This window comes from Sedimentitalea xiamensis, assembly GCF_030164465.1.
Taxonomy (GTDB): domain Bacteria; phylum Pseudomonadota; class Alphaproteobacteria; order Rhodobacterales; family Rhodobacteraceae; genus Sedimentitalea; species Sedimentitalea xiamensis.
The window spans coordinates 67,072-88,713 of record NZ_JASNJE010000002.1; the positions used below are offsets into that span (position 1 = coordinate 67,072).

Sequence of the window (21,642 nt, forward strand, 5' to 3'; positions counted from 1 at the left end):
AAAGGTCGCCCCGCGGCGGTTCATGCCACCTCCAGCGTTGCCCTGGCCTCGTCGAGGATACGTTTCGCCTCCGAGCCCTGCAGCTTCTGGATGTCGTCCTGGTATTTCAGGATCGCGCCCAGCGTGTCGGCGATGACCTCGGGGCTGAGATTGATCACGTCCAGCGCCAGCAGGCACTTGGCCCAGTCGATGGTCTCGGCCACGCCGGGTTTCTTGAACAGGTCCTCGGTGCGCAAGCGCTGGACAAAGGCCACCACCTCGCGGCTCAGGGTTTCCGAAGCCTCGGGCGCGCGGGCGTGCAGGATCTCGATCTCGCGGTCGAAATCCGGGTAATCGACCCAGTGATAGAGACAGCGCCGCTTCAGCGCGTCATGCACCTCGCGGGTGCGGTTGCTGGTCAGGATCACGATCGGCGGCTCGGGCGCCCTGATCGTGCCAAGCTCCGGGATCGTCACCTGGAAATCGCTGAGCGACTCCAGAAGAAAGGCTTCGAAAGGTTCGTCGGTGCGATCCAGTTCGTCGATCAGCAGAACCGGTGCGCCGTGTTCATCCGGGCGCAGCGCCTGAAGCAGCGGACGTTCGACGAGGTAGTCAGCACTGAACAATTCGCGGTTCAGCGCGTCGCGGTCGGCGTTCCCCGACGCCTCGGCGGTCCGGATCGCGATCATCTGCGCCGGGAAGTTCCATTCGTAGACGGCGCTAGAGGCATCGAGCCCTTCGTAGCACTGCAGACGGATCAGGCGCCGGTTCAGCCCGGCGGCCAGGGCCTTGGCGATCTCGGTCTTGCCGACGCCGGCTTCGCCTTCGAGAAACAGCGGCCGGCCCAGTTTCAGCGACAGGAAAACGACCGTCGCCAGCGCCCGACCGCAGACATAGCCCTGTTCCGACAGCATCTGCTGAACGGCATCGATGGATTGCGGTATCTGCATGTGATCTCCTCTGACGCCCAAAAGGTCACGAATTCGGCGGCGCCGTCAAGCGGCGGGCTGTGGGACCATGGTCTTAGACCGCAGGTTGCCACGACGACGCCCGGACAGCGCCGGCGTTGACCGGTTCCCGTAGGAATGTCATGAATTATCAAGGTTTGCGGCGATAGAAATGCGCCGAGAGAGACCGCAGAGGCAGACCGGTTCAAGGCAGGGCCGACGCCGGCGCGCGGCGCGAGGGATGGAATGCGGATCACTGCGATAACCTGCGTCAAGAACGAGGGCCCGTTTCTTCTGGAGTGGATCGCGTTCAACGGATTGCTCGGGGTGACGGATTTCCTGTTCTATTCCAACGACTGCGACGATGGCACCGACGCCTTGCTCGACGCACTGGCGGCGCGCGGGATCGTGCGGCACCTTCCGAACCCGGCAAGAGGACGGAACTACCAGATGGAAGCGCTGAAACACGCGCGGGATCAGGACATTGTGTCTGAGGCCGACTGGGTCTGGGTGGCCGATGTCGACGAGTTTCTCAACATTCATTCGGGCGATCACACCATACCGGCGCTGATTGCCGCCTGTGGCGATCCCCATGCGATTTCCGTCAGTTTTCAGTTCTTCGCCAACGACGGCGTGGAGCATTATGCCGACGAACCCGTGATCGCGCAGTTCAGACGGTCGCACAACCCGGACATCTGGTGCGGCGAAACGGCGATCGAAGTCAAAACGCTGGTTCGGCGCGATTTCCCCTTGCAGTATTTCGGCGCTCACAGGCCATTTTTCAAAGGCAACCTTGCGCCTGCCGATCGGCCGGTCTGGACCGACGGATCCGGCCGCGCGGTGCCGCACAAGTTTCTGATGGCCGCCAATACGCGGCGTATCCGCCGGTTTCCCGCGCGGGGCGCGCGGACCCACGCCACGCTCAACCACTATGCCCTGCGATCGCTTGACAGCTATCTGGTCAAGACCGCACGGGGCGACGTGAATCGCGAGAACCGTGTCTTTGACGACACCTACTGGCGCGAACGCAACGATCCCGCCCATTCCGATACAAGCATCCACAGGTATTTGCCCGCCCTGACCGCCGCGTTGCGGGATTTTCACGCGGACCGCGAAATTGCCGCTCTGCACCGGGAATGTGTCCGTCTGCACCGGGCCAGATGCGTCGAACTGGCAGGACGGCCTGCCTATCGGCGCATGCGCAGCCTGCTGACGTCGGCCAGCACGCTGCCCCCGCAGGAAGAGGCGATGCTCGCCGATCTGGGGCTGCTCTGATCGTGTTGCGGGTCGTCAACCTGGGGCTGCCGAAAACCGGCACCACGACATTGGCCAGGGCGTTGCGCCGCGCGGGCCTGAAGGTCGCCGACCGCAGAATCCGCAGGCGCAGCACATCGGATGCCGCGCTGAAGGGCCAGTTCGTGGCGGAACTCTTGTATCGCGGCTATTTTCAGTCCGGTGATCCGGGCGCGTTGCTGTCCGAAATCGACGCAATTTCGGAAATGAGCCTGCTGCGCGAGGATGACTCCCTTTGGCCGCAGATGGACTTTGCCCTGATCATGGCGCTGCGGGTGCACAATCCGGGGCTGAAGTTCCTGGCGTCCTGCCGCGATCCCTTTGAACTCTCGCAATCGATGCTGGCCTGGTCCGATCTGGGCATGAGCCGGCTGCCGAATTCGGCCATTCCCGGCCTGCCGCGCGACTACGGGCAAACGACGAAGGAGCGGATGCAGTGGATCAGAGGGCACTATGCCGCGCTGGCCCGGTTCTTCGGGGATGACCCGGATTACCTGACCTACGATATTGCCGATCCCCTGGCGCGCGACCGGATCGGCGATTTCCTTGGACTGGAACTTCCCTGGTGGGGCCGGTTGAACGCGAACCCGGTGCGGGCCGGGGCATCTGCCACCTGATGCGCATCCATCTTCATATCGGGCTGGACGCGCACCGGACTGCGCAGATGCAACGGGTGATGTCCGGTCAGCGCGACCAGATGGCGGAACGGGGCAACCTTTTTGCCCGCAGTCCGGGGGCAGAGGACCATGCCCGGCTTTTCATGGCGGTGACTGACCATGATCACATCGACCCCCTTCGGTTCGGACAGAATCTTCTGGACCCGAACCGGCAACGCGGCCTGCGCGAGGCCCTGATTGCCGATCTCGACCGGGAAATCGCCCGGGCCAGGCCGGAAAACCTGATCCTGTCTTGCGCACAGCTTGGCACAGCATTGCACCGGGAAAGCGAACTGGACCGGCTGAAGACCTTGCTGAACCGGTTCTCGGATGACATTTCCATCGTCGCTCATGTCGATGAACCGGCGCGAATGCTCGCGCGCCACTACGCCGCTCAGGTCATGACCGGGCGCACGGTGCCGTTGAGCCGTGAGATCGAACTTGCGCAGAGGCCCGACTGGTGGCGGGCCTGTATCGACGCGGCGCCGGACATCGACCCATCGACCGGTGTGTTCGAGGAAAACCAGGGAGCGCCCTTCTGGCTGGACTACACCGCACTGGTCCGGTTCTGGGAATCCGCCTTCGGGCCGAACAGCCTGTCCCTGCGCCCGCTGGACCCCGCAAGATTCAAAACCGCACGGATTGCCGATGAAATCCGCGAAAGTTTCGGTCTCATGCATGATCTGGCGGCCTCGATAATGCCCTCTGTCCCGCCTCTTCCCTCGGCGGAGGGGCTGGCGCGGGCGCGGCAGTTGAACGTATTGATCTGCCGGATGCTGGGCACGGGAAGACGCCGGCTTCCGCTTCCTCTCTGGCAGAGTTTTCTTCGGGAGATCCAGATCGACGGTGCGCCGCTGGCACCGGGCAGCCTGTGCGCCGTTTCCGAACGGTTTCGCGGACAGGTAGCGGACCTGGTCGGCGCTCACCCCGCGCTCGGCGAGGATACGTTTGCCCCGGATTTTCCGGACGACACCTGGCAGGAAGCCGACCCCGGGAACGGCTTTCGCGCCAGCCAGTATCTTCTGGGTTTCATGTATCGCATCGACAAGGCGCAGCGAGCCGGTTTGCCGCGCGGACACGAGCCCCAAATCCCTGTGGCCAATGGGGATTCAGGCGAACCGGGTCCCGAGGCATCGGCGGCCATCTTGCCGCCACTGGCAGCCCGCAATCTCAGGCAGCTAAGATCCTCGCATATGGCGCCGCACAACCGCATGGGTGCGACGCGGGAAGACATCCTTGCGCCGGCCTTTGACCCGGTTCCGCCGCGGATCTTGCAAGATGGGTCTTCCGGTAAAGTGATCGTGGCCTGCATGAAGAACGAAGCCCCCTATATCCTGGAATGGGTGGCGTATCACCGTTCCATCGGCGTCGATACGTTTGTGATCTACACGAACGACTGCGACGACGGCACATCCGAAATCCTGGAGCGCCTACAGGCGATGGGCGTGCTGCACCATCGCAGCAACGACATCTGGAAGGGGAAATCTCCGCAGCAGCACGCGTTGAACCGGGCGCTGAAGGAACCGGTCGTCAGTTCCGCCGACTGGATCGTCCATATCGACGTGGATGAGTTCATCAACGTCCGCGCGGGAAACGGAACATTGGATGATTTTCTCGCGCTTGTCCCCGACGCCAGCAACATCGCGATGACATGGCGTCTGTTCGGGCACAACGGGATCAGGCGGCTGGGCGATGAATTCGTCATCGACCAGTTCGACACCTGCGCACCGAAATACTGCCCCAAACCGCATACGGTCTGGGGCTTCAAGACAATGTTCCGCAATATCGGCGCCTATGAGAAGATGAGCTGCCACCGCCCCAACAAGCTGGATCCGGCGAAGAAAGACAATGTGCGTTGGGTCAACGGCTCGGGCGAGGACATGACGTCCGAGGTCGTGGATCGAGGCTGGCGCAATTCCAGGACTTCCGTCGGCTATGACCTTCTGCAACTGAACCACTATGCCCTGCGCAGCGCCGACAGTTTCCTTGTCAAGCGGCAACGCGGACGTGCGCTGCATGTCGATCGGTCCATCGGCCTGAACTACTGGATTCGCATGGACTGGTCCGGCCACCGGGACGTGACGATCAAGCGCAACATCCCCAGGGTCCGGGCGGAATACGACCGCCTGTTGCAGGACGACACCATACGGCACCTGCATCGGCAGGGATTGGAATGGCACCACGCGAAGGCCGAGGAGTTGCGCGGAATGCCCGAATTCGAAGACCTGTATCAACAGGCGCTCAGGGTCAGGCTGACCGACACCGAACGGGCCGCCTATGCGCTCGCGCTCGACATGGAAAGCTGAAGTAATTTCTGCCCTTGCGAACCTGCACTGATTGGCCGTTGCATGGCGGCAGGACCGGTTTCATGCCCCGATGGGGCGGGAAGTTACCCGGCGCTTTTTGTCCGTCTGCTGATGGCCCTGCCATGCCCAACAACATGCGCCGCACCCCATGATTGATCCGGAATCAGGCGCCGTCAGACCACTCGGTGATTTTCGGAAAATGCGTTTCAGGACGGCACCCCATCGTTCGCAAGAAGGGAACGGCGGCGGTAGTGCCGCCATTTGTGAGCGATCCAGACGAAGGCCGCAACGACAGGCGTCAGCGACCCGGCATCGATGTCGATGTGTTCCAGCAGAACCGAATGGCGTCCGTCCGGGCGCGCTTGGACACCATGCACCATCTTGCGGATGCCCAGGCCGGATTCCTCGCTGCGCAGCTTGCGCGCGACCGGGTCAAAGACGACCACCTGCATCCTGTAGGGCCTTTCCGGGAACAGGCAAAAGACCGAAACCCCGACATCGATGACCTGACCCTGGACCACGGGTCCGGACGGCAGGTGAAGAAACCGCAACCAGGGCCCGCTGATCGCATCCAGCGTGTCCAGATCCGAAACCAGCGCGAACAGCCTGTCCGCATCGACCGCATAGCCATGCCTGAATGTAAGTGTCCTGCGCATCCGGTTTCTCCAACCGGGGTCAGAGTGCAGCGCATCCCGCGGGTTTGAAACGGCGCAAATCGTCTCGCCCCTCTGGTCGGCGCGAACGGCCTGTGCTAGCGGAAGCGCATGACACAGACCCTGAAGATCAAACGCCCCGACGACTGGCACCTGCACCTGCGGGACGACGCCATGCTGGCGGCGGTCCTGCCCGAAACCGCCCGCCATTTCGCCCGCGCGATCATCATGCCGAACCTCGTGCCCCCGGTCGTGACCGGGCAGCAGGCGGCCGCCTATCGCGACCGGATCATGGCCGCCCTGCCCGACGGAATGACGTTCGAGCCGCTGATGACGCTCTACCTGACCGAAGACACCGACCCGGACGACGTCGCCGCGGTCCATGCCAGCGGTCTGGTCCGGGCCGTGAAGCTCTATCCGGCGGGGGCGACCACCAATTCGGCAAGCGGCGTGTCGGATTTCGACAGCGTCCGCCCGGTGCTGGAACGCATGGCCGACATCGGCCTGCCGCTTTGCGTGCATGGCGAAGTCACGTCGGCCGACATCGACATTTTCGACCGCGAAGCGGTGTTCATCGACCGCATCCTGGATCCCATCCGCCGGTCCACCCCCGGTTTGCGCGTGGTGATGGAACACATCACCACCTCGGGCGCGGTGGATTACGTCCTGTCCAGCACCGCCGATCTGGCGGCCACGATCACGACCCATCACCTCGTCATCAATCGCAATCATATTCTCGTCGGCGGGATCAAACCCCACTATTATTGCCTTCCCGTCGCCAAGCGCGAAACCCATCGCCTGGCGCTGGTCAAGGCGGCAACCTCCGGGGATCACAGGTTTTTCCTGGGCACCGACAGCGCCCCGCACACCGACGGTCTGAAGGAAAACGCCTGCGGCTGCGCCGGGTGCTTCACAGCCACCAACACCCTGTCGATCCTGGCCGAAGTCTTTGAACGCGAACAGGCGCTGGACAAGCTCGAAGGCTTTGCCTCGCTGTTCGGACCGGGTTTCTATCGCCTGCCGGTGAACACGGCGGACCTGACCCTGACGAAAGGCGCAGAGGTGCAGTATCCGGACAAGATCGGTGTCGGCACGGACACCGTCACCGTTTTCGATCCCGGTTTTCCACTGCACTGGTCCGTCGCCGACTAGCCCACCGCAACCCGCTGCAAATCGAACGGAGTCCCAGATGATCCCCACCTCGTATCCCCCGGCCGAAGAAATGGCCCGCCTGACTGCCCGGATGCTGCTGGAAATCAAGGCCGTTCATCTGAATTCGGCGGAACCGTTCATCCTGGCCTCGGGTCTTCCCAGCCCGACCTATATCGATTGCCGCAAGCTGATCTCCTATCCGCGCATCCGGTCCACGCTGATGGATTTCCTGACGGTCACGGTCATGCGCAACGCGGGATTCGAGACCTTCGACAATATCGCGGGCGGCGAAACGGCGGGGATTCCCTTTGCGGCCCTGGTGGCCGAACGCATGGGGTTGCCGATGACCTATGTGCGCAAGAAGCCCAAGGGTTACGGCCGCAACGCCCGCATCGAAGGCGTGATGGCCGAAGGCGACCGGGTGCTGCTGGTCGAGGATCTGACCACGGACGGCGGGTCCAAGCTCAGCTTCGTCGATGCGATCCGCGACACCGGCGCCACCTGCGCGCATACCGCCGTGATCTTCTACTACGGCATCTTTCCGGAAACCGAAAAGACGCTCGGGGACCATGGGGTCGCCCTGCATCACCTGTGCACCTGGTGGGACGTGCTGGAGGAGGCGAAGCTATCCGGCGCCTTCGATGCCCAGACCCTTGCGGAAGTCGAATCGTTCCTGACGAATCCCCGCGCCTGGCAGGAGGCGCGTCAGTCCTCCTGACGCAAAAAACCGCAACCTCCCGTCCCTCCACATGATTCGACCGTAGGTTGAATCATCTTTCGATCTTCTCCCGCGATAGAAGCGCGGATTTCATGCGGCGTGTGGCCGCTCTGCCTGCGGCTGAAAGCACACGGGCGGCGCAAACCCTCCTCGATGGCCACACAAGATGTTGACCGGCGCCCGCCGCATCATGCAACATGATGGGGCACCGGGATATGCACAGACTATCCACAGAAAGATACAGTTTGCAGGGTCGGCAGACCCTGCGCTATGACCCGGCACCGGCAGCGCGACACGCACCGGCCAGAGACAAGAGCCTGCGGCAACACGCGGCCACCTGGGGCGAATTGGGGGCACGACATGAACGAGATCACCAGCTTCGACGGGAGCAGTCCCGAAACCGGAGCTACAGACGCGATGCCGCATTCGGTCGAAGCCGAACAGCAACTGCTGGGCGCGATCCTGACCAACAACGACGTCTATGACCGGGTCGCCAGCATCATCGGTCCGCAGCATTTCCACGACCCGGTACACGCCCGCATCTACGAGATCGCCGCCGCCCGGATCGCCAAGAACCAGCTTGCCTCGCCGGTCACGCTCAAGGCCTTCATGGAAGGCGACGAAGGGCTGAAGGAACTGGGCGGACCTGCTTACCTGGTCCGTCTCGCCGGGGCCGCGATCAGCGCCTTTGCGGTGCGCGATTATGCGCAGATGATCTATGACCTCGCGATCCGCCGGCAATTGATCGGTCTTGGCCGGGACATCAGCGACAAGGCGGCACGGGTGGATGTTTCCAGCGAACCGCGCGAACAGATCGTCGAGGCCGAACAGCAGCTTTACAAGCTGAGCGAGCAGGGCCAGACCGAAAGCGGGTTCCAGAGTTTCCTGCGCGCCGTCACCGACGCGGTGAACGTCGCCAACGCCGCCTACCAGCGCGAAGGCGGACTGGCGGGCGTGTCCACCGGGCTGATCGACATGGACAAGAAACTGGGAGGACTGCACCGTTCCGACCTTCTGATCCTTGCGGGACGGCCTTCGATGGGCAAGACATCGCTGGCCACCAATATCGCGTTCAATGTCGCCAAGGCGTATAAACGCGGCCTGCTGCCGGATGGCACCGAAGGCACCGTGGACGGCGGCGTCGTCGGGTTCTATTCGCTGGAGATGAGCGCCGAACAGCTCGCCGCGCGCATCCTGTCGGAAGCCTCCGAAGTGCCGTCCGAACAGATTCGCCGCGGCGACATGACCGAAGCGGAGTTCCGCCGCTTCGTGGATGCCGCCAAGTCGCTGGAAGCCTGCCCGCTCTACATCGACGACACGCCGGCGCTGCCGATCTCGCAACTGGCGGCGCGGGCACGGCGGCTGAAACGCACGCATGGGCTGGACGTTCTGATCATCGACTACCTGCAACTGGTCCGCGGCACCGGAAAGTCGGAAAACCGCGTCAACGAGATCAGCGAAATCACGATGGGGCTGAAGGCCATCGCCAAGGAACTCGATATTCCGGTGATCGCCCTGTCCCAGCTCAGCCGTCAGGTCGAAAACCGCGAGGACAAGCGCCCGCAATTGTCGGACCTGCGCGAATCCGGGTCGATCGAACAGGATGCCGACGTGGTGATGTTCGTGTTCCGCGAGGAATACTATGTCGAGCGCGAAAAGCCGTCCGACGACCGGCTCGACGAGATGGCGGCATGGCAGGACCGCATGGAAAAGCTGCACGGCAAGGCCGAAGTCGTCATCGGCAAACAGCGCCATGGCCCGATCGGCACCGTCGAACTGAGCTTCGAAGGCAAGTTCACCCGGTTCGGGAATCTCGTAAAACCCTGGCAGACCGGCGACAGCCAGGAGTTCTGACCCCGCCGGTCCCGGTTGGCTTTCAGCGTTCGCATTTCGGGCGATTCCAACGGCCACGGCCAGCAACCCGATACGGGATTGCCTCTTGACGCCCGCCGCGTCCATGTCATGAACGGCCCATGAGCGCTGCAATACTGACCATTGACCTCTCCGCCATCGCCGACAACTGGCGCGCGCTTAACCGCCTGTCCACTTGCGAGACCAGCGCGGTCGTCAAGGCGGACGGCTACGGGCTGGGCGCGGCGCGGGTGGCGCGGGCTTTGGCCGAGGCCGGCGCGCGGCGGTTCTTTGTCGCCGTGGCAGAGGAAGGCGCGGTCGTGCGCCAGGCCCTGGGTCCCGGCCCGATGATCGGCATCTTCTCCGGGCATATGGACGGCGATACGGACCTGATTGCGGCGCATGATCTGACCCCGATGCTGAATTCGGCAGAACAGGTCCTGCATCACATGGAACGGATGCCCGCGCAGGCCTTCGGCTTCCAGCTGGACACCGGCATGAACCGGCTCGGCATGGAAGCCGCCGAATGGGCCGCCATTCGCGGGATCAGCCTGCCGGCATCCCCGGTTCTCGTGATGTCGCACCTTGCCTGCGCGGACGAACCGGACCACCCGATGAATGCCCGCCAGCTGCGCGAATTCGCCGGGATGACCGCGGACGTGGACGCGCCGCGATCCCTGTCCGCGACGGGCGGGATCCTGCTGGGCAAGGACTATCATTTCGACCTGACGCGGCCCGGCGTCGGGCTCTATGGCGGTCTTCCCTTCGTGGATGCCAGACCGGCGGTCGCACTGGACCTTCCGGTGATCCAGATCCGGGATGTGTCCGCAGGTGAAACCGTCGGATACGGCAATACCTGGACCGCGCCGCGCGATTGCCGCATTGCGACCGTCGCCGCAGGCTATGCGGACGGTCTGATCCGGGCCATGGGGCCGAACATCAGCCTTTACAGTGGAGACGTGCCCTGTCCCTTGGCCGGGCGCATCTCCATGGATCTGATCTCGGCCGACGTTACCGATCTGGCGCAGCCCCCCGAAACCCTGTCGATCCTCGGACCCGGGCAAGGCGTGGACGCCCTGGCCGACGCCGCCGGCACCATCGGCTACGAAATCCTGACCTCGCTCGGTCCCCGGTACCGGCGGGAGTATCGCGGATGAACCCACTGAGCCTTCTGGAACGGCTCGGCCGCGCCGTCCTGACTCTGCTGGCGGTCACGGGCCGGATGGCGCTGTTTGCGGCGCAGGCTTTCATGCATATCTTTCGACCGCCCTATTATCCGCGCGAATTCGCAAATGCGCTGATGAATATCGGCTGGCTTTCGCTGCCGGTCGTCGGGCTGACGGCGATCTTCACCGGCGGCGCGCTGGCGTTGCAGATCTATTCCGGCGGCGCGCGGTTCAACGCCGAAGCGGTGGTGCCCCAGATCGTCGCCATCGGCATGGTGCGCGAACTGGGCCCGGTGCTCGTCGGGCTGATGATCGCGGCCCGCGTCACTTCGTCCATAGCTGCGGAAATCGCCACGATGAAGGTGACGGAGCAGATCGACGCCCTGGTCACCCTGTCCACGCATCCGATGAAATACCTTGTCGCGCCGCGCGTGCTCGCCGCCTTCATCACCCTCCCGATGCTGGTGGCGGTTGGCGATATCATCGGCATCGGCGGCGGATACGTGGTCGCGGTCCAGAACCTGGGTTTCAACGCGGCGGCCTATCTTCAGAACACGGTCGATTTCCTGGAATCCCGCGACATCGTGTCGTCGCTGGTCAAGGGCGCGGTGTTCGGCGTGATCGCCGCCCTCATGGGCTGCTACTACGGGATGCAGTCCGGGCGCGGAGCGCAGGGGGTCGGCAGCGCCACCAAGGACAGCGTCGAAGTGGCCGCCATCCTGATCCTCGCCGCCAATTTCGTGCTCACGGGGGTGTTCTTCTCGATATGATCCGGATGGAGAACGTCAAGAAGGCCTTTGGCAGCAAAGAGGTCCTGCGCGGCATGACCCTGCACGTTCCCAAGGGCACCTCGATGGTGATCATCGGCGGTTCCGGCACCGGCAAGTCGGTGGCGCTGAAATGCATCCTCGGGCTGATTCAGCCGGATTCAGGCGCCATTCTCGTCGATGGCAAGGATGCGGCGAAAGGCGACCGCGACGCCTTCCTTGCGCGGTTCGGCATGCTGTTCCAGGGCGGCGCCCTGTTCGACAGCCTGCCGGTCTGGCAGAACGTGGCATTCCGGCTCTTGCGCGGTTCGCTCAAGCGCCCGCAGTCCGAAGCCCGCGACATCGCGGTCGAGAAACTGCGCCGCGTCGGACTGAAACCGGATGTCGCCGACCTGTTTCCCGCCGAACTGTCCGGCGGAATGCAGAAGCGTGTCGGTCTGGCGCGCGCCATCGCCGCCGAACCGGAGATCATCTTTTTCGACGAACCGACCACGGGACTCGACCCGATCATGGCGGGCGTCATCAACGACCTGATCCGCGAGATCGTGGTCGAAATGGGCGCGACGGCCATGACCATCACCCACGACATGACCAGCGTGCGCGCCATCGCCGACAATGTGGCGATGCTGCATGACGGGGTGATCAAATGGACCGGACCGGTGGCAGGAATGGACGATTCGGGCGATCCCTACCTCGACCAGTTCATCCACGGCCGCGCCGAAGGGCCGATCGAAGCGGTGCGGTGACGCGGCCGGTCACGGACAGGCGGCCGCGACATGAACGCTGCCCTGCACGGCCCGCCGCAGACCCGCCGACGTGCAGAACAGCGGGATCCGTTCCGGCCGGCCGTTGGCCTCGGCATAGGCCTCGTAGGTGCCCCGCCCATCCGGGATCAGGACCGGATTGTCCGGATCGGGCCGGAACACCGAGAAATGCACGTGCCGCCCGCATAGCGGCGTCGTGTCGCCTGCGGCGCAGGGGGTGAAGCCGACATCGCCCTCTATCCCGATCTGCTGCCCCGCATCGACCCAGTCCCCGGTCGACAGCCCCGCAGTGCCCGACACGCTGTTCTGGGCCATGTGGGCATACAGGCTCCATTCGTTGCAGCGCCCGGCGCCGCGGGCGCAGGCCCGGCAGCCGGACTGGCCGCCGGGCGGCACAGAACCCGACGCCTGGCAATAATCCAGCGGGTGTTCTATCCAGACATAATTGTTGCGGTCGTTGGGGGCGGAACTGTCGCCGGTATCGCGGAAATACCGCACCCAGCCAGCCTTGGCCGCGACAAGCGGTTCATTGGCAAAGCTTGCCCGCATGTCGAACATCGGGGCGTCCGGAGTCGAATGGGTCGTCTCGTCGTTGGTAATCAGAACCTCGGTGCCGTCGGCGTAGGGCAAACGGTAGGGACCCTCCGAACAGGCCGGCAAGGCCAGAAGTGCGCAGATCAGGAACGGGCGCATGGGGAAACCTCCTGTCAAGCGATACCTTGCTAGCATGCGCCCGGTTTGCGGCAAAGCCCGCTATTCCCGACCTTCCGGTCGATGGCGCTTGCAAGGGCTTGCATGTGGCGGATTTCACGGTCACATCGCCTCAAGGCCCGCAAGAAAGGGGAATTCCGTGCTGCTGCGCCTCGCCAACCTGTCGCTTCTCCTGCTTTATCCCGTGGCCTGGTTCGCGCCGCTCCTGCGGGCCGGGATCGACCTGCCGCTGTTCGGCCTGACCGAGATCTCGGTGATCTCCGGCCTTCAGGCCCTGTGGGATACCGATGTGGCGCTGGCGTTGCTGGTGACGTTCCTCGCGGTCTTTGCGCCCTATCTCAAGACCATCGGCCTGGCGCTGATCCAGTTCGGGCTGATGCGGCGCAAGGTGCTGCCGGCGCTCGACATCCTCGGCAAGCTGGCGATGGCCGACATTTTCCTGATCGCGCTCTACATCGTGGTCGTCAAGGGCATCGGGCTGGCGACGGTGCAGACCGCCTGGGGGCTCTACCTGTTCACCGGCTGCGTTCTCGCCTCGATCCTGTTTAGCCATTTGACGGCCAAACGCTGAGCGGTCACAAGACATCATGGCAAAATCCAAGACCTTCTCCTGTTCGGCCTGCGGGGCCTCGTTTTCCAAATGGTCCGGACGTTGCGAAGCCTGCGGCGACTGGAACACGATTTCCGAAGAAGCGCCGCTGTCCTCGGGGCCCGCGTCCAGGTCGCTGGGTGCGAAACGCGGCAGTCCGATCACCCTGACCGACCTGTCGACCGAAGAAGCGCCGCCGCCGCGCACCCTGTCGGGGATGGAGGAACTGGATCGCGTTCTGGGCGGCGGTCTGGTGCCCTCCTCGGCGATCCTCGTCGGGGGCGATCCGGGCATCGGCAAGTCAACCCTGTTGCTTCAGGCCGCCGCCAGGTTCGCGGCCGCCGGGCTCAAGACGCTATATGTCAGCGGCGAAGAAGCCAGCGCGCAGGTCAGGATGCGGGCGCAGAGGCTGGGGCTGGCCGCCGCGCCGGTCAAACTGGCCGCCGAAACCAACCTGCGCGATATCCTGACCACGCTGGACGTGGAACGCCCGCAGCTGGTCATCATCGACTCGATCCAGACCATGTGGGCGGACAATGTGGAAAGCGCGCCAGGCTCGGTCAGCCAGGTCCGCGCCGCCGCGCATGAACTGACGACCTTCGCCAAGCGCCGAGGCCTGTCGGTGGTGCTGGTCGGCCATGTCACCAAGGAAGGCCAGATCGCCGGCCCCCGCGTGGTAGAGCACATGGTCGACACGGTGCTCTATTTCGAAGGCGAACGAGGCCATCAGTTCCGAATCCTGCGCGCCGTCAAGAACCGCTTTGGCCCGGCGGACGAGATCGGCGTGTTCGAGATGACGGGAATGGGTCTGGCCGAAGTCTCCAACCCCTCGGCCCTGTTTCTGTCCGAACGCGGCCGTCCCACGCCGGGATCGGTGGTCTTTGCCGGAATCGAAGGCACGAGGCCGGTGCTGGTCGAATTGCAGGCGCTGGTCGCGCCCAGCCCACACAGCCAGCCGCGCCGCGCCGTGGTCGGCTGGGACAGCGGCCGGCTCGCAATGATCCTCGCCGTGCTCGAAGCCCGCTGCGGCATCCCTTTCGCCGGGCTGGACGTTTATCTCAACGTGGCGGGCGGGCTGAAGATTTCGGAACCCGCCGCGGATCTCGCGGTCGCCGCCGCGCTGCTCTCTGCGCGGGAAGACGCCGCTTTGCCGGCCGACACGGTGGTTTTCGGCGAAATCAGCCTGTCGGGCGCCTTGCGCCCTGCCCCGCAGACAGAAAACAGGTTGAAAGAAGCGCGAAAACTTGGTTTTACCGCCGCTATCGCTCCAGCGGGTGGCAAAACCGGCACAAAAGACGGGCTTGCGTTAACGCGGGCTACAGACTTGACAGGATTTGTTGGCGAAGTGTTCGGGGCCGGGTAAGATCGCTCGACCCGTCGGACGGCAGCAGTAGAACAGGCGAGGACTATGGAAGGTTTCACAATTATCGACGGGGTGGTCGCCCTGATCATCGTTCTGTCTGCCTTGCTGGCCTATTCGCGCGGCCTCGTGCGCGAGGTCATGGCGATTGCCGGCTGGATCGCCGCCGCCATCCTCGGTTTCCTCTTCGCGCCCAAGGTCGAACCGCTGATCAAGGAAATTCCGGTTCTGGGCGAACTCGTCGCCGATAGCTGCGAACTCAGCATCATCGCCGCCTTCGCCGCGGTCTTCGCCGTCGCCCTGATTCTGGTGTCGTTCTTCACGCCCTTGTTCTCGTCACTGGTTCAGCGGTCCGCGCTGGGGGGCGTCGATCAGGGACTCGGGTTCTTCTTCGGGGTGGCCCGCGGCGTCCTTCTGGTCGCCATCGCCTTCTTCGTCTACGAGACCGTCATAACCGGACAAACCTTCACGATCGTGGACGAAAGCCGGTCGGCCCAGGTCTTCGCGCGGCTGACCGATGCGATCGAACAGCGCAATCCGGAACAGGCGCTCGGCTGGATCACACAGCAATACGAGAACCTGGTCAGTTCCTGCGGCGAGTGAGCCAAGGAATCAGCCTCCGGCGCCCGCGTTTTTCCCAAGATTCGCCCAGATTGAAATCCGAACGGCCACAGAATCGCCGTTCGTCCGCGACAATTTGACGGCAGGAACAACCCCGCTTGGTTAACAGAACCTTACCACGCGTTCGCAGAAACACCCCAATCCGGGGTGCTGCGGCCGTTTCTTGCGCATTCTGGAAAAAGTAGAACATTAACGCCCCAATAGTGACGAAAAAACGGCAAATTTTCGGTGCCAGCTTGTTGTCAGACAAACCGGACACTCTGACAAAGGACTTGCAAGATGCTTCTCAACCACGGCCAGGCTTTCGCCCAATTCCAGCCCACCGCCATCGTCGCACAGACCCCTGTTCTGCCATTGCCCAAGCGCGAGGAAACCAGCGCCTTTCGGGCCGGAACGCTGCTGGAAACGCCCTCCGGCTGGCGTTCGGTCGAGACGCTGAAAGAGGGCGACGAGGTCTATACGCTGGACGGCGGTTTCACCGAGATCACCGGCATCCGCACCCATGCCCTGGCGGCCGGAACCGCCCGCGCCATCCATGTGCCCGCCGGCGTTCTGAACAACTGCTCCGACCTTGTCCTGACCGCCGGGCAGCACGTCGCCGTGATCGAACCGGAATGCGAGACCCTGTTCCAGACGCCCTGCGTGCTGGCACCGGCAGCGGCCATGACCGGGTTTCGGGGCATTACCGCGCTGACCGGGTTGGGCGAGATGACGGCAACCGAACTGACCTTCGCCACCGAAGAAATCGTCTATGCCCAGACCGGCGCGCTGATCCATGTTCCGTCCGAAACGACCGATCCCTTCTTCCGCACCCTGGGCTACGGCGAGACCCGCGCCCTGCTGACGATGCTGAACGGCGGGCATCTCGCGCTCGATCCCCACGGATATGCCCCGGCCCGGGCCGCCTGATCCGATCCGATCCAAGACCCGCGCAAATGGCCGCCTCGTTCGGAGGCGGCCTTTGACTTTACCCGCATCCCGGGCACCGGCTTTTGGAACGTCCGATATGCAACGCTTTCATGACAGCGGCAGGTGACACCGGGCGACAGACGCACTATGTCATGTCCCGACCCTGCCAACGGATTCGGAGCTGCCACGCCTTGGCCGACCTGCACATGCCGCCCGCTCACCCTTTTGACGACGACAAGCTTCGCGAAGAATGCGGGATTTTCGGCGTCATCGGCGTTCAGGATGCGTCGACTTTCGTCGCGCTCGGCCTGCACGCGCTGCAACATCGAGGCCAGGAAGCCGGCGGCATCGTCAGCCACGCCCCTGAAACCGGTTTCAACCAGGCCCGCCGCTTCGGCTATGTGCGCGACAATTTCACCAGCCAGAAGATCATGGAAACCCTGCCGGGCCCGATCTCGATCGGGCATGTGCGTTATTCCACCTCGGGCAGCAAGGGGCAGACCGCGATTCGCGACGTGCAACCGTTCTTTGGCGAATTCTCCATGGGCGGCGCGGCCATCGCGCATAATGGCAACATCACTAACGCCAACGCCCTGCGGCGCGAACTGATCGAACGCGGTTCGATCTTTCAAAGCTCGTCGGACAGCGAATGCATCATCCACCTGATGGCGCGATCCATGGGGCGGTCGATCCCCGACCGCATGGAGGAAGCCCTGCGCAAGGTCGAAGGCGCGTTTTCCGTGGTCGCGATGACCCGCACCAAGCTGATCGGCGTGCGCGATCCGCTCGGCGTGCGCCCGCTGGTCCTGGGCAAGATCGGCGACGGCTGGGCCTTGAGTTCGGAAACCTGTGCGCTGGACATCATCGGGGCCGAATTCGTCCGCGAAATCCGGCCCGGTGAAATGGTGGTCATCAACGGCAACGGCGTGCAAAGCCATTTCCCGTTCCGCCCGCAGCCCTCGCGCTTCTGCATCTTCGAACATGTCTATTTCAGCCGACCGGACAGCATCCTGGGCGGGCGCAGCGTCTATGAAACCCGTGAAAACATCGGCCGCGAACTGGCCAAGGAAAGCCCGGTCGATGCCGATCTCGTCTGCCCGGTGCCCGACAGCGGCACCCCTGCGGCCATCGGCTATTCCCTGCAAAGCGGCATCCCCTACGCCATGGGGATCATCCGCAACCAGTATATGGGCCGCACCTTCATCGAACCGACCGAGCAGATCCGCAACATGGGCGTGCGGCTGAAGCTGAATGTCAACCGCGCGCTGATCAAGGACAAGCGGGTCATTCTGGTCGATGATTCGGTGGTGCGTGGAACGACCAGCCGCAAGATCAAGGAAATGATCCTGGATGCCGGCGCGAAGGAAGTCCATTTCCGCATCGCGTCTCCGCCGACGGCCTGGCCCTGCTTTTACGGCGTGGACACGCCGCAGCGCGAAAAACTGCTGGCCGCGACCATGTCCGAAGAAGAGATGCGCGCGCATCTCGAAGTCGACAGCCTGAAGTTCATTTCGCTGGACGGGCTGTATCGCGCCGTCGGCGAAACGCAGGGGCGCAGCAAGGACTGTCCGCAGTATTGCGACGCCTGCTTTTCCGGGGAATACCCCGTTAAACCCGCCGACATGGTCGAACAGGGTTTCGTGATGAAAGCCGCCGCAGAATAGGCAGCGTGCCGGGGGATTATCCCCTGGTGTCTGAAACCAGTTCCACGACATCCACCAGCGATGTGATCGCTGCCGAGACCAGCATCACCGCGAGACCGCACAGAAGATCCGGGTTTTCAGCCAGCGCGTGTGCGATGTTGCGCACAAAGACCAGCGTAACCTGATCAGTGTAGGTCTGAATGAAATCTACTATGAAAAGCGCGATTGCCACAGACAGGAAGATCCAGCTGAACACCCATTGCAAAGAGAACGCCACGGCCCATCCAAGCGCCCCTACGACCGGCCACAGATCGAGCGTACTTCGATCCAGTCCTTGCACCACGCCGACAAACGCGAATCCAACCGCGTAGGCCAGGATGATCAGGGCGTGCAGGTTGTACTTGATCCAGCGCCAGAATTTCAGATGCCGTATTTCGTCCTCTTGGTATCCGATTTCCCGCAACAGAAATCCGGTGGCACCCTCGGTTGGCATACGGCGCGGGCTACCAAGTGAATCGATGATTTCGACCATTGGCGCTCCGGATTGACGCGCCGTGCTGACAACTGACAATTGCTTTTGAAGCACAGTGACTTTCGCCGCGCGATACTGTTCCATCGAAGTTCCGCCGATCAGAACTTCGCAGAGAGCAAAGGGAAAATCGAACACTTCGTTCAAGCCCGAAAGTTCCTCATCGAAAATCAGGAATCGACGGTATTGCAGCCAGACCCCCAGGATCAGGATCAAGCCGGTGAGATAGATTGCGATTTCCGTCACGTCCCGGTCCCCTGCCAATCAATGGTGAGGATGCTAGCGTATCGCGCCCAGTTGGGAACCCGATCCGTAAGAAGCTCCGGCCATCGATTGCCGAAGCGTCAATGGGCAAGAGGTTGCCGACGCGGCGAATCCGCTGCGGTATGCCCTCTTTCCCTCGTATTTTGGTCGTGATACTCGCCGCGAACCGAAATTGCTGCATCGCAGCATAATTCTCTCGCGATTATCGAGGCAACCATGACAAGCAGGAACCGGGCGGCGAAAACGCCCGCGAACGTGGCCAAGATGGCCACCACCAAAAGTGCGCTCAACCGGAGCTCAACCGACCTGATCGGCCTGTTCGGTCCCCGCGACAACCTCGCCGCGCTTGTGCGCAAGCCGAACGGATCCATCCAGCGCGTGGAACGCGGCGACAGGCTGTCCGGCGGGCGCGTGCTCGCAATCGACGAATCCGGGGTGATGATGGAAAAGAACGGCCGCACCTTCCGGCTGGACCTGCCCGCCAGCTGATCCGGGCTTGACCCGGTCGCCAACAGGGGCCAAACCGCCCACATGACACAGCTTGCCCTCATTACCGGCGCCTCCCGTGGCCTTGGCGCAGCGCTCGCCGAGGCGCTGGCCCCGTCCCATCACATCGTCGCCGTCGCCCGCACGACGGGCGCGCTCGAAGAACTCGACGACCGGATAAAGGCCGCAGGCGGAAGCGCGACTCTGGCCCCGATGGACATCACCGACCCGAAGGCGATGCAGACCCTGTGCCGCGGCATACACGACCGCTGGGGAAAGCTGGACATCTGGCTGCACAGCGCGATCCATGCCGCGATGCTGTGTCCCGCGAATTTCGTCGATTCCAAGGATTGGGACAAATCCATCGCGATCAATGCCACGGCAACCTCGGTCCTGATCCCCTATGTCGCGCCCCTGCTCGGGCCGGAAGGCCAGGCCGTTTTCTTTGACGATCCCCGCGCAGGCGACAAGTTCTTCGGCATCTACGGCGCCACGAAGGCCGCCCAGATCGCGCTCGCCAAAAGCTGGGCGGCGGAAACCGTGAAGACCGGACCGAAAGTGCGGGTCCTGACCCCGGCCCCGATGCCCACGGCGACGCGCGCGCGATTCTTTCCCGGCGAGGACCGCACGGCGCTGGCCCGTCCGGCAGAGGAAGCGGCCCGGCTTCTGGCATTGCTCTGAACGCGGTTGTCACTGCGGGCCACCCACAACAGACCGGCGAAATTCGAGGGCCGCGGAAACGCGCTTGCTTGCCCGTGCTCAGGGCTGCGTCTATCAAGGGCCGAAAGGGCAGGATTTCATGCGCATTCTGATCACCAATGATGACGGCATCAACGCAGCGGGACTCGAGATTCTGGACGCGATCGCGACGGATCTTGCCGGACCGGATGGCGAAGTCTGGACCGTGGCGCCGGCATTCGAGCAATCCGGCGTCGCCCACTGCATCAGCTATACCCATCCGATGATGATCGCAAAGATGGGCGAACGCCGCTTTGCCGCCGAAGGCAGCCCGGCGGACTGCGTCATGGCGGGCCTGCATGACGTGATGAAGGATGCAGCCCCCGATCTGGTTCTGTCGGGCGTCAACCGAGGCAACAATTCAGCCGAGAACGCGCTGTATTCCGGCACGCTCGGCGGCGCGATGGAAGCCGCGCTCCAGGGACTGCCGGCGATTGCCCTGTCGCAATATTACGGTCCGCGCAACTTCGGGCTCGACAACCCGTTTGACGCCGCCGCCGGTCATGGTGCCGATGTGATCCGGAAGATCCTGACCTCCTGCCCGCAAGCGGACGAAGATTACCGGCTGTTCTTCAACGTCAACTTCCCGCCGGTCCCTGCCGGTGAAGTCAGGGGCATCCGCGTCACACCGCAGGGATTCCGGCGCGGGACGCGGTTTGGTGTCGAACCGCACAGTTCTCCGTCCGGACGGCGGTTTCTCTGGATCAAGGGCGGCAATCAGCAGATCAGGACCGAACCCGGCACCGACGCGGCGGTCAATCTGGATGGCTATGTCTCGGTCACGCCGATGCGGGCGGATCTGACGGCGCATGACGTTCTGGACGCGATGAAAGCCATCGAATGACCGGACCCGCCGCCGAAATCCAGATGCAGTTCCTGTTTGCCCTGCGGTCGCGCGGCGTCACCGACAAGAGAGTGCTCGGTGCAATGGAGGCGATCGACCGCGGCAAGTTCGTGCGCGGCATCTTCGCCGACCGCGCCTATGAGGACATGCCGCTCCCCATCGCCTGCGGGCAGACGATCAGCCAGCCATCGGTGGTCGGCCTGATGACCCAGGCGCTCCAGATCACGCCGCGCGACAAGGTGCTCGAGGTCGGCACCGGATCGGGCTACCAAGCCGCCATCCTCGCCAAGCTGGCGCGCCGGGTCTACACGGTGGACCGCCACGCGCGGCTGGTGCGGGCCGCCAACGAGGTCTTTGCCGATATCGGCCTGACGAATATCACCGCCATGGTGGCGGACGGATCCTTTGGCCTGCCCGATCAGGCGCCTTTCGATCGCATCATCGTCACCGCGGCCGCCGAAGACCCCCCCGGGCCGCTCTTGGCGCAGTTGAAGATCGGGGGTATCATGATGGTTCCGGTCGGTCAGTCCAATGCGGTGCAGACGCTGATCCGGGTGCATCGGTCCGAAACCGGGTTCGATTATGATGAAATCCGCCCCGTCCGGTTCGTTCCCCTGCTCGAAGGGCTCGGCAAGGACGGATGACAGGCACAGGATACGGAACCTCCCGATGAAACAGGGGGGACAGAGCGAGGAA

General features: G+C 63.5%; 22 protein-coding genes. 18 read left to right on the plus strand and 4 right to left on the minus strand.

What is annotated here, in order from left to right; all coding sequences use genetic code 11:
* Nucleotides 1–20: 20 nt before the first annotated feature.
* The gene (locus tag QO034_RS02160; protein WP_284483861.1) at nt 21–929 is read right to left on the minus strand and encodes an AAA family ATPase; all 909 of its coding nucleotides are present in this window, start codon (nt 927–929) and stop codon (nt 21–23) included.
* A gap of 243 nt (nt 930–1,172) precedes the next feature.
* On the opposite strand from QO034_RS02160, the gene QO034_RS02165 reads away from it, so the two are divergent.
* From QO034_RS02165 to QO034_RS02175, 3 genes are read left to right on the plus strand one after another with little or no spacing between them, the layout of a single operon-like run.
* Nucleotides 1,173–2,201, plus strand: a complete 1,029-nt coding sequence (locus tag QO034_RS02165) for a glycosyltransferase family 2 protein (RefSeq protein WP_284483862.1) — start codon at nt 1,173–1,175, stop codon at nt 2,199–2,201.
* Between the two features lie 2 nt (nt 2,202–2,203).
* A complete protein-coding gene (locus QO034_RS02170) occupies nt 2,204–2,836 on the plus strand; it encodes a sulfotransferase family protein (protein WP_321169982.1) in 633 nt (210 codons plus the stop codon).
* Nucleotides 2,836–5,181: a glycosyltransferase family 2 protein gene (locus QO034_RS02175; RefSeq protein ID WP_284483863.1), complete on the plus strand. Its 2,346-nt coding sequence runs from the start codon at nt 2,836–2,838 to the stop codon at nt 5,179–5,181. The genes QO034_RS02170 and QO034_RS02175 overlap by 1 nt, the downstream gene beginning before the upstream one ends.
* A 206-nt stretch (nt 5,182–5,387) precedes the next feature.
* On the opposite strand, the gene QO034_RS02180 is transcribed toward QO034_RS02175, so the two are convergent.
* Nucleotides 5,388–5,837: a hypothetical protein gene (locus tag QO034_RS02180; protein ID WP_284483864.1), complete on the minus strand. Its 450-nt coding sequence runs from the start codon at nt 5,835–5,837 to the stop codon at nt 5,388–5,390.
* A gap of 108 nt (nt 5,838–5,945) precedes the next feature.
* Between QO034_RS02180 and pyrC the strand changes: the two genes are divergently transcribed.
* The 6 genes from pyrC to QO034_RS02210 all read left to right on the plus strand — a co-directional run bounded on the left by pyrC (nt 5,946) and on the right by QO034_RS02210 (nt 12,234).
* Nucleotides 5,946–6,986, plus strand: coding sequence for a dihydroorotase (pyrC, locus tag QO034_RS02185; protein ID WP_284483865.1), 1,041 nt, complete (start codon nt 5,946–5,948; stop codon nt 6,984–6,986).
* Between the two features lie 37 nt (nt 6,987–7,023).
* A complete protein-coding gene (locus QO034_RS02190) occupies nt 7,024–7,704 on the plus strand; it encodes an orotate phosphoribosyltransferase (protein WP_284483866.1) in 681 nt (226 codons plus the stop codon).
* Between the two features lie 360 nt (nt 7,705–8,064).
* Complete coding sequence (locus tag QO034_RS02195) at nt 8,065–9,558, plus strand: replicative DNA helicase (RefSeq protein ID WP_284483867.1); 1,494 nt, start codon at nt 8,065–8,067, stop codon at nt 9,556–9,558.
* 119 nt (nt 9,559–9,677) lie between these two features.
* On the plus strand, nt 9,678–10,712 hold the full coding sequence (gene alr / locus QO034_RS02200) for an alanine racemase (protein WP_284483868.1): 1,035 nt from the start codon (nt 9,678–9,680) through the stop codon (nt 10,710–10,712).
* Nucleotides 10,709–11,491, plus strand: coding sequence for an MlaE family ABC transporter permease (locus tag QO034_RS02205; RefSeq protein WP_284483869.1), 783 nt, complete (start codon nt 10,709–10,711; stop codon nt 11,489–11,491). Before alr ends, QO034_RS02205 begins: the two co-directional genes overlap by 4 nt.
* On the plus strand, nt 11,488–12,234 hold the full coding sequence (locus QO034_RS02210; RefSeq protein WP_284483870.1) for an ABC transporter ATP-binding protein: 747 nt from the start codon (nt 11,488–11,490) through the stop codon (nt 12,232–12,234). Before QO034_RS02205 ends, QO034_RS02210 begins: the two co-directional genes overlap by 4 nt.
* Nucleotides 12,235–12,243: 9 nt before the next feature.
* Here QO034_RS02210 and QO034_RS02215 read toward each other — a convergent pair whose 3' ends face one another.
* Nucleotides 12,244–12,945 (minus strand): M23 family metallopeptidase, encoded by a 702-nt coding sequence (locus QO034_RS02215; protein ID WP_284483871.1) that lies wholly within the window; start codon nt 12,943–12,945, stop codon nt 12,244–12,246.
* A 160-nt stretch (nt 12,946–13,105) separates the two neighbouring features.
* On the opposite strand from QO034_RS02215, the gene QO034_RS02220 reads away from it, so the two are divergent.
* From QO034_RS02220 to purF, 5 genes are all read left to right on the plus strand, one after another.
* Complete coding sequence (locus tag QO034_RS02220) at nt 13,106–13,534, plus strand: paraquat-inducible protein A (protein ID WP_284484018.1); 429 nt, start codon at nt 13,106–13,108, stop codon at nt 13,532–13,534.
* Between the two features lie 16 nt (nt 13,535–13,550).
* Entirely contained in the window at nt 13,551–14,915 is a 1,365-nt protein-coding gene (gene radA / locus QO034_RS02225; RefSeq protein ID WP_284483872.1) for a DNA repair protein RadA, read from the plus strand.
* Nucleotides 14,916–14,960: 45 nt separating this feature from the next.
* Nucleotides 14,961–15,515, plus strand: coding sequence for a CvpA family protein (locus tag QO034_RS02230; protein ID WP_284483873.1), 555 nt, complete (start codon nt 14,961–14,963; stop codon nt 15,513–15,515).
* Between the two features lie 297 nt (nt 15,516–15,812).
* Nucleotides 15,813–16,442 carry a Hint domain-containing protein gene (locus QO034_RS02235; protein ID WP_284483874.1) on the plus strand — a complete coding sequence of 210 codons (630 nt, stop codon included), beginning with the start codon at nt 15,813–15,815 and terminating at the stop codon, nt 16,440–16,442.
* Between the two features lie 206 nt (nt 16,443–16,648).
* A complete protein-coding gene (gene purF, locus QO034_RS02240; protein WP_284484019.1) occupies nt 16,649–18,106 on the plus strand; it encodes an amidophosphoribosyltransferase in 1,458 nt (485 codons plus the stop codon).
* A 16-nt stretch (nt 18,107–18,122) separates the two neighbouring features.
* On the opposite strand, the gene QO034_RS02245 is transcribed toward purF, so the two are convergent.
* The gene (locus tag QO034_RS02245) at nt 18,123–18,860 is read right to left on the minus strand and encodes a hypothetical protein (RefSeq protein ID WP_284483875.1); all 738 of its coding nucleotides are present in this window, start codon (nt 18,858–18,860) and stop codon (nt 18,123–18,125) included.
* 234 nt (nt 18,861–19,094) lie between these two features.
* Here QO034_RS02245 and QO034_RS02250 point away from each other — a divergent pair, with 234 nt between their 5' ends.
* The 4 genes from QO034_RS02250 to QO034_RS02265 all read left to right on the plus strand — a co-directional run bounded on the left by QO034_RS02250 (nt 19,095) and on the right by QO034_RS02265 (nt 21,590).
* Nucleotides 19,095–19,367, plus strand: a complete 273-nt coding sequence (locus QO034_RS02250; protein WP_284483876.1) for a hypothetical protein — start codon at nt 19,095–19,097, stop codon at nt 19,365–19,367.
* Nucleotides 19,368–19,409: 42 nt separating this feature from the next.
* The gene (locus QO034_RS02255) at nt 19,410–20,045 is read left to right on the plus strand and encodes an SDR family NAD(P)-dependent oxidoreductase (protein ID WP_284483877.1); all 636 of its coding nucleotides are present in this window, start codon (nt 19,410–19,412) and stop codon (nt 20,043–20,045) included.
* A gap of 118 nt (nt 20,046–20,163) precedes the next feature.
* Nucleotides 20,164–20,946 carry a 5'/3'-nucleotidase SurE gene (surE, locus tag QO034_RS02260; protein WP_284483878.1) on the plus strand — a complete coding sequence of 261 codons (783 nt, stop codon included), beginning with the start codon at nt 20,164–20,166 and terminating at the stop codon, nt 20,944–20,946.
* Nucleotides 20,943–21,590, plus strand: coding sequence for a protein-L-isoaspartate(D-aspartate) O-methyltransferase (locus QO034_RS02265; RefSeq protein WP_284483879.1), 648 nt, complete (start codon nt 20,943–20,945; stop codon nt 21,588–21,590). The genes surE and QO034_RS02265 overlap by 4 nt, the downstream gene beginning before the upstream one ends.
* Nucleotides 21,591–21,642: the final 52 nt, after the last annotated feature.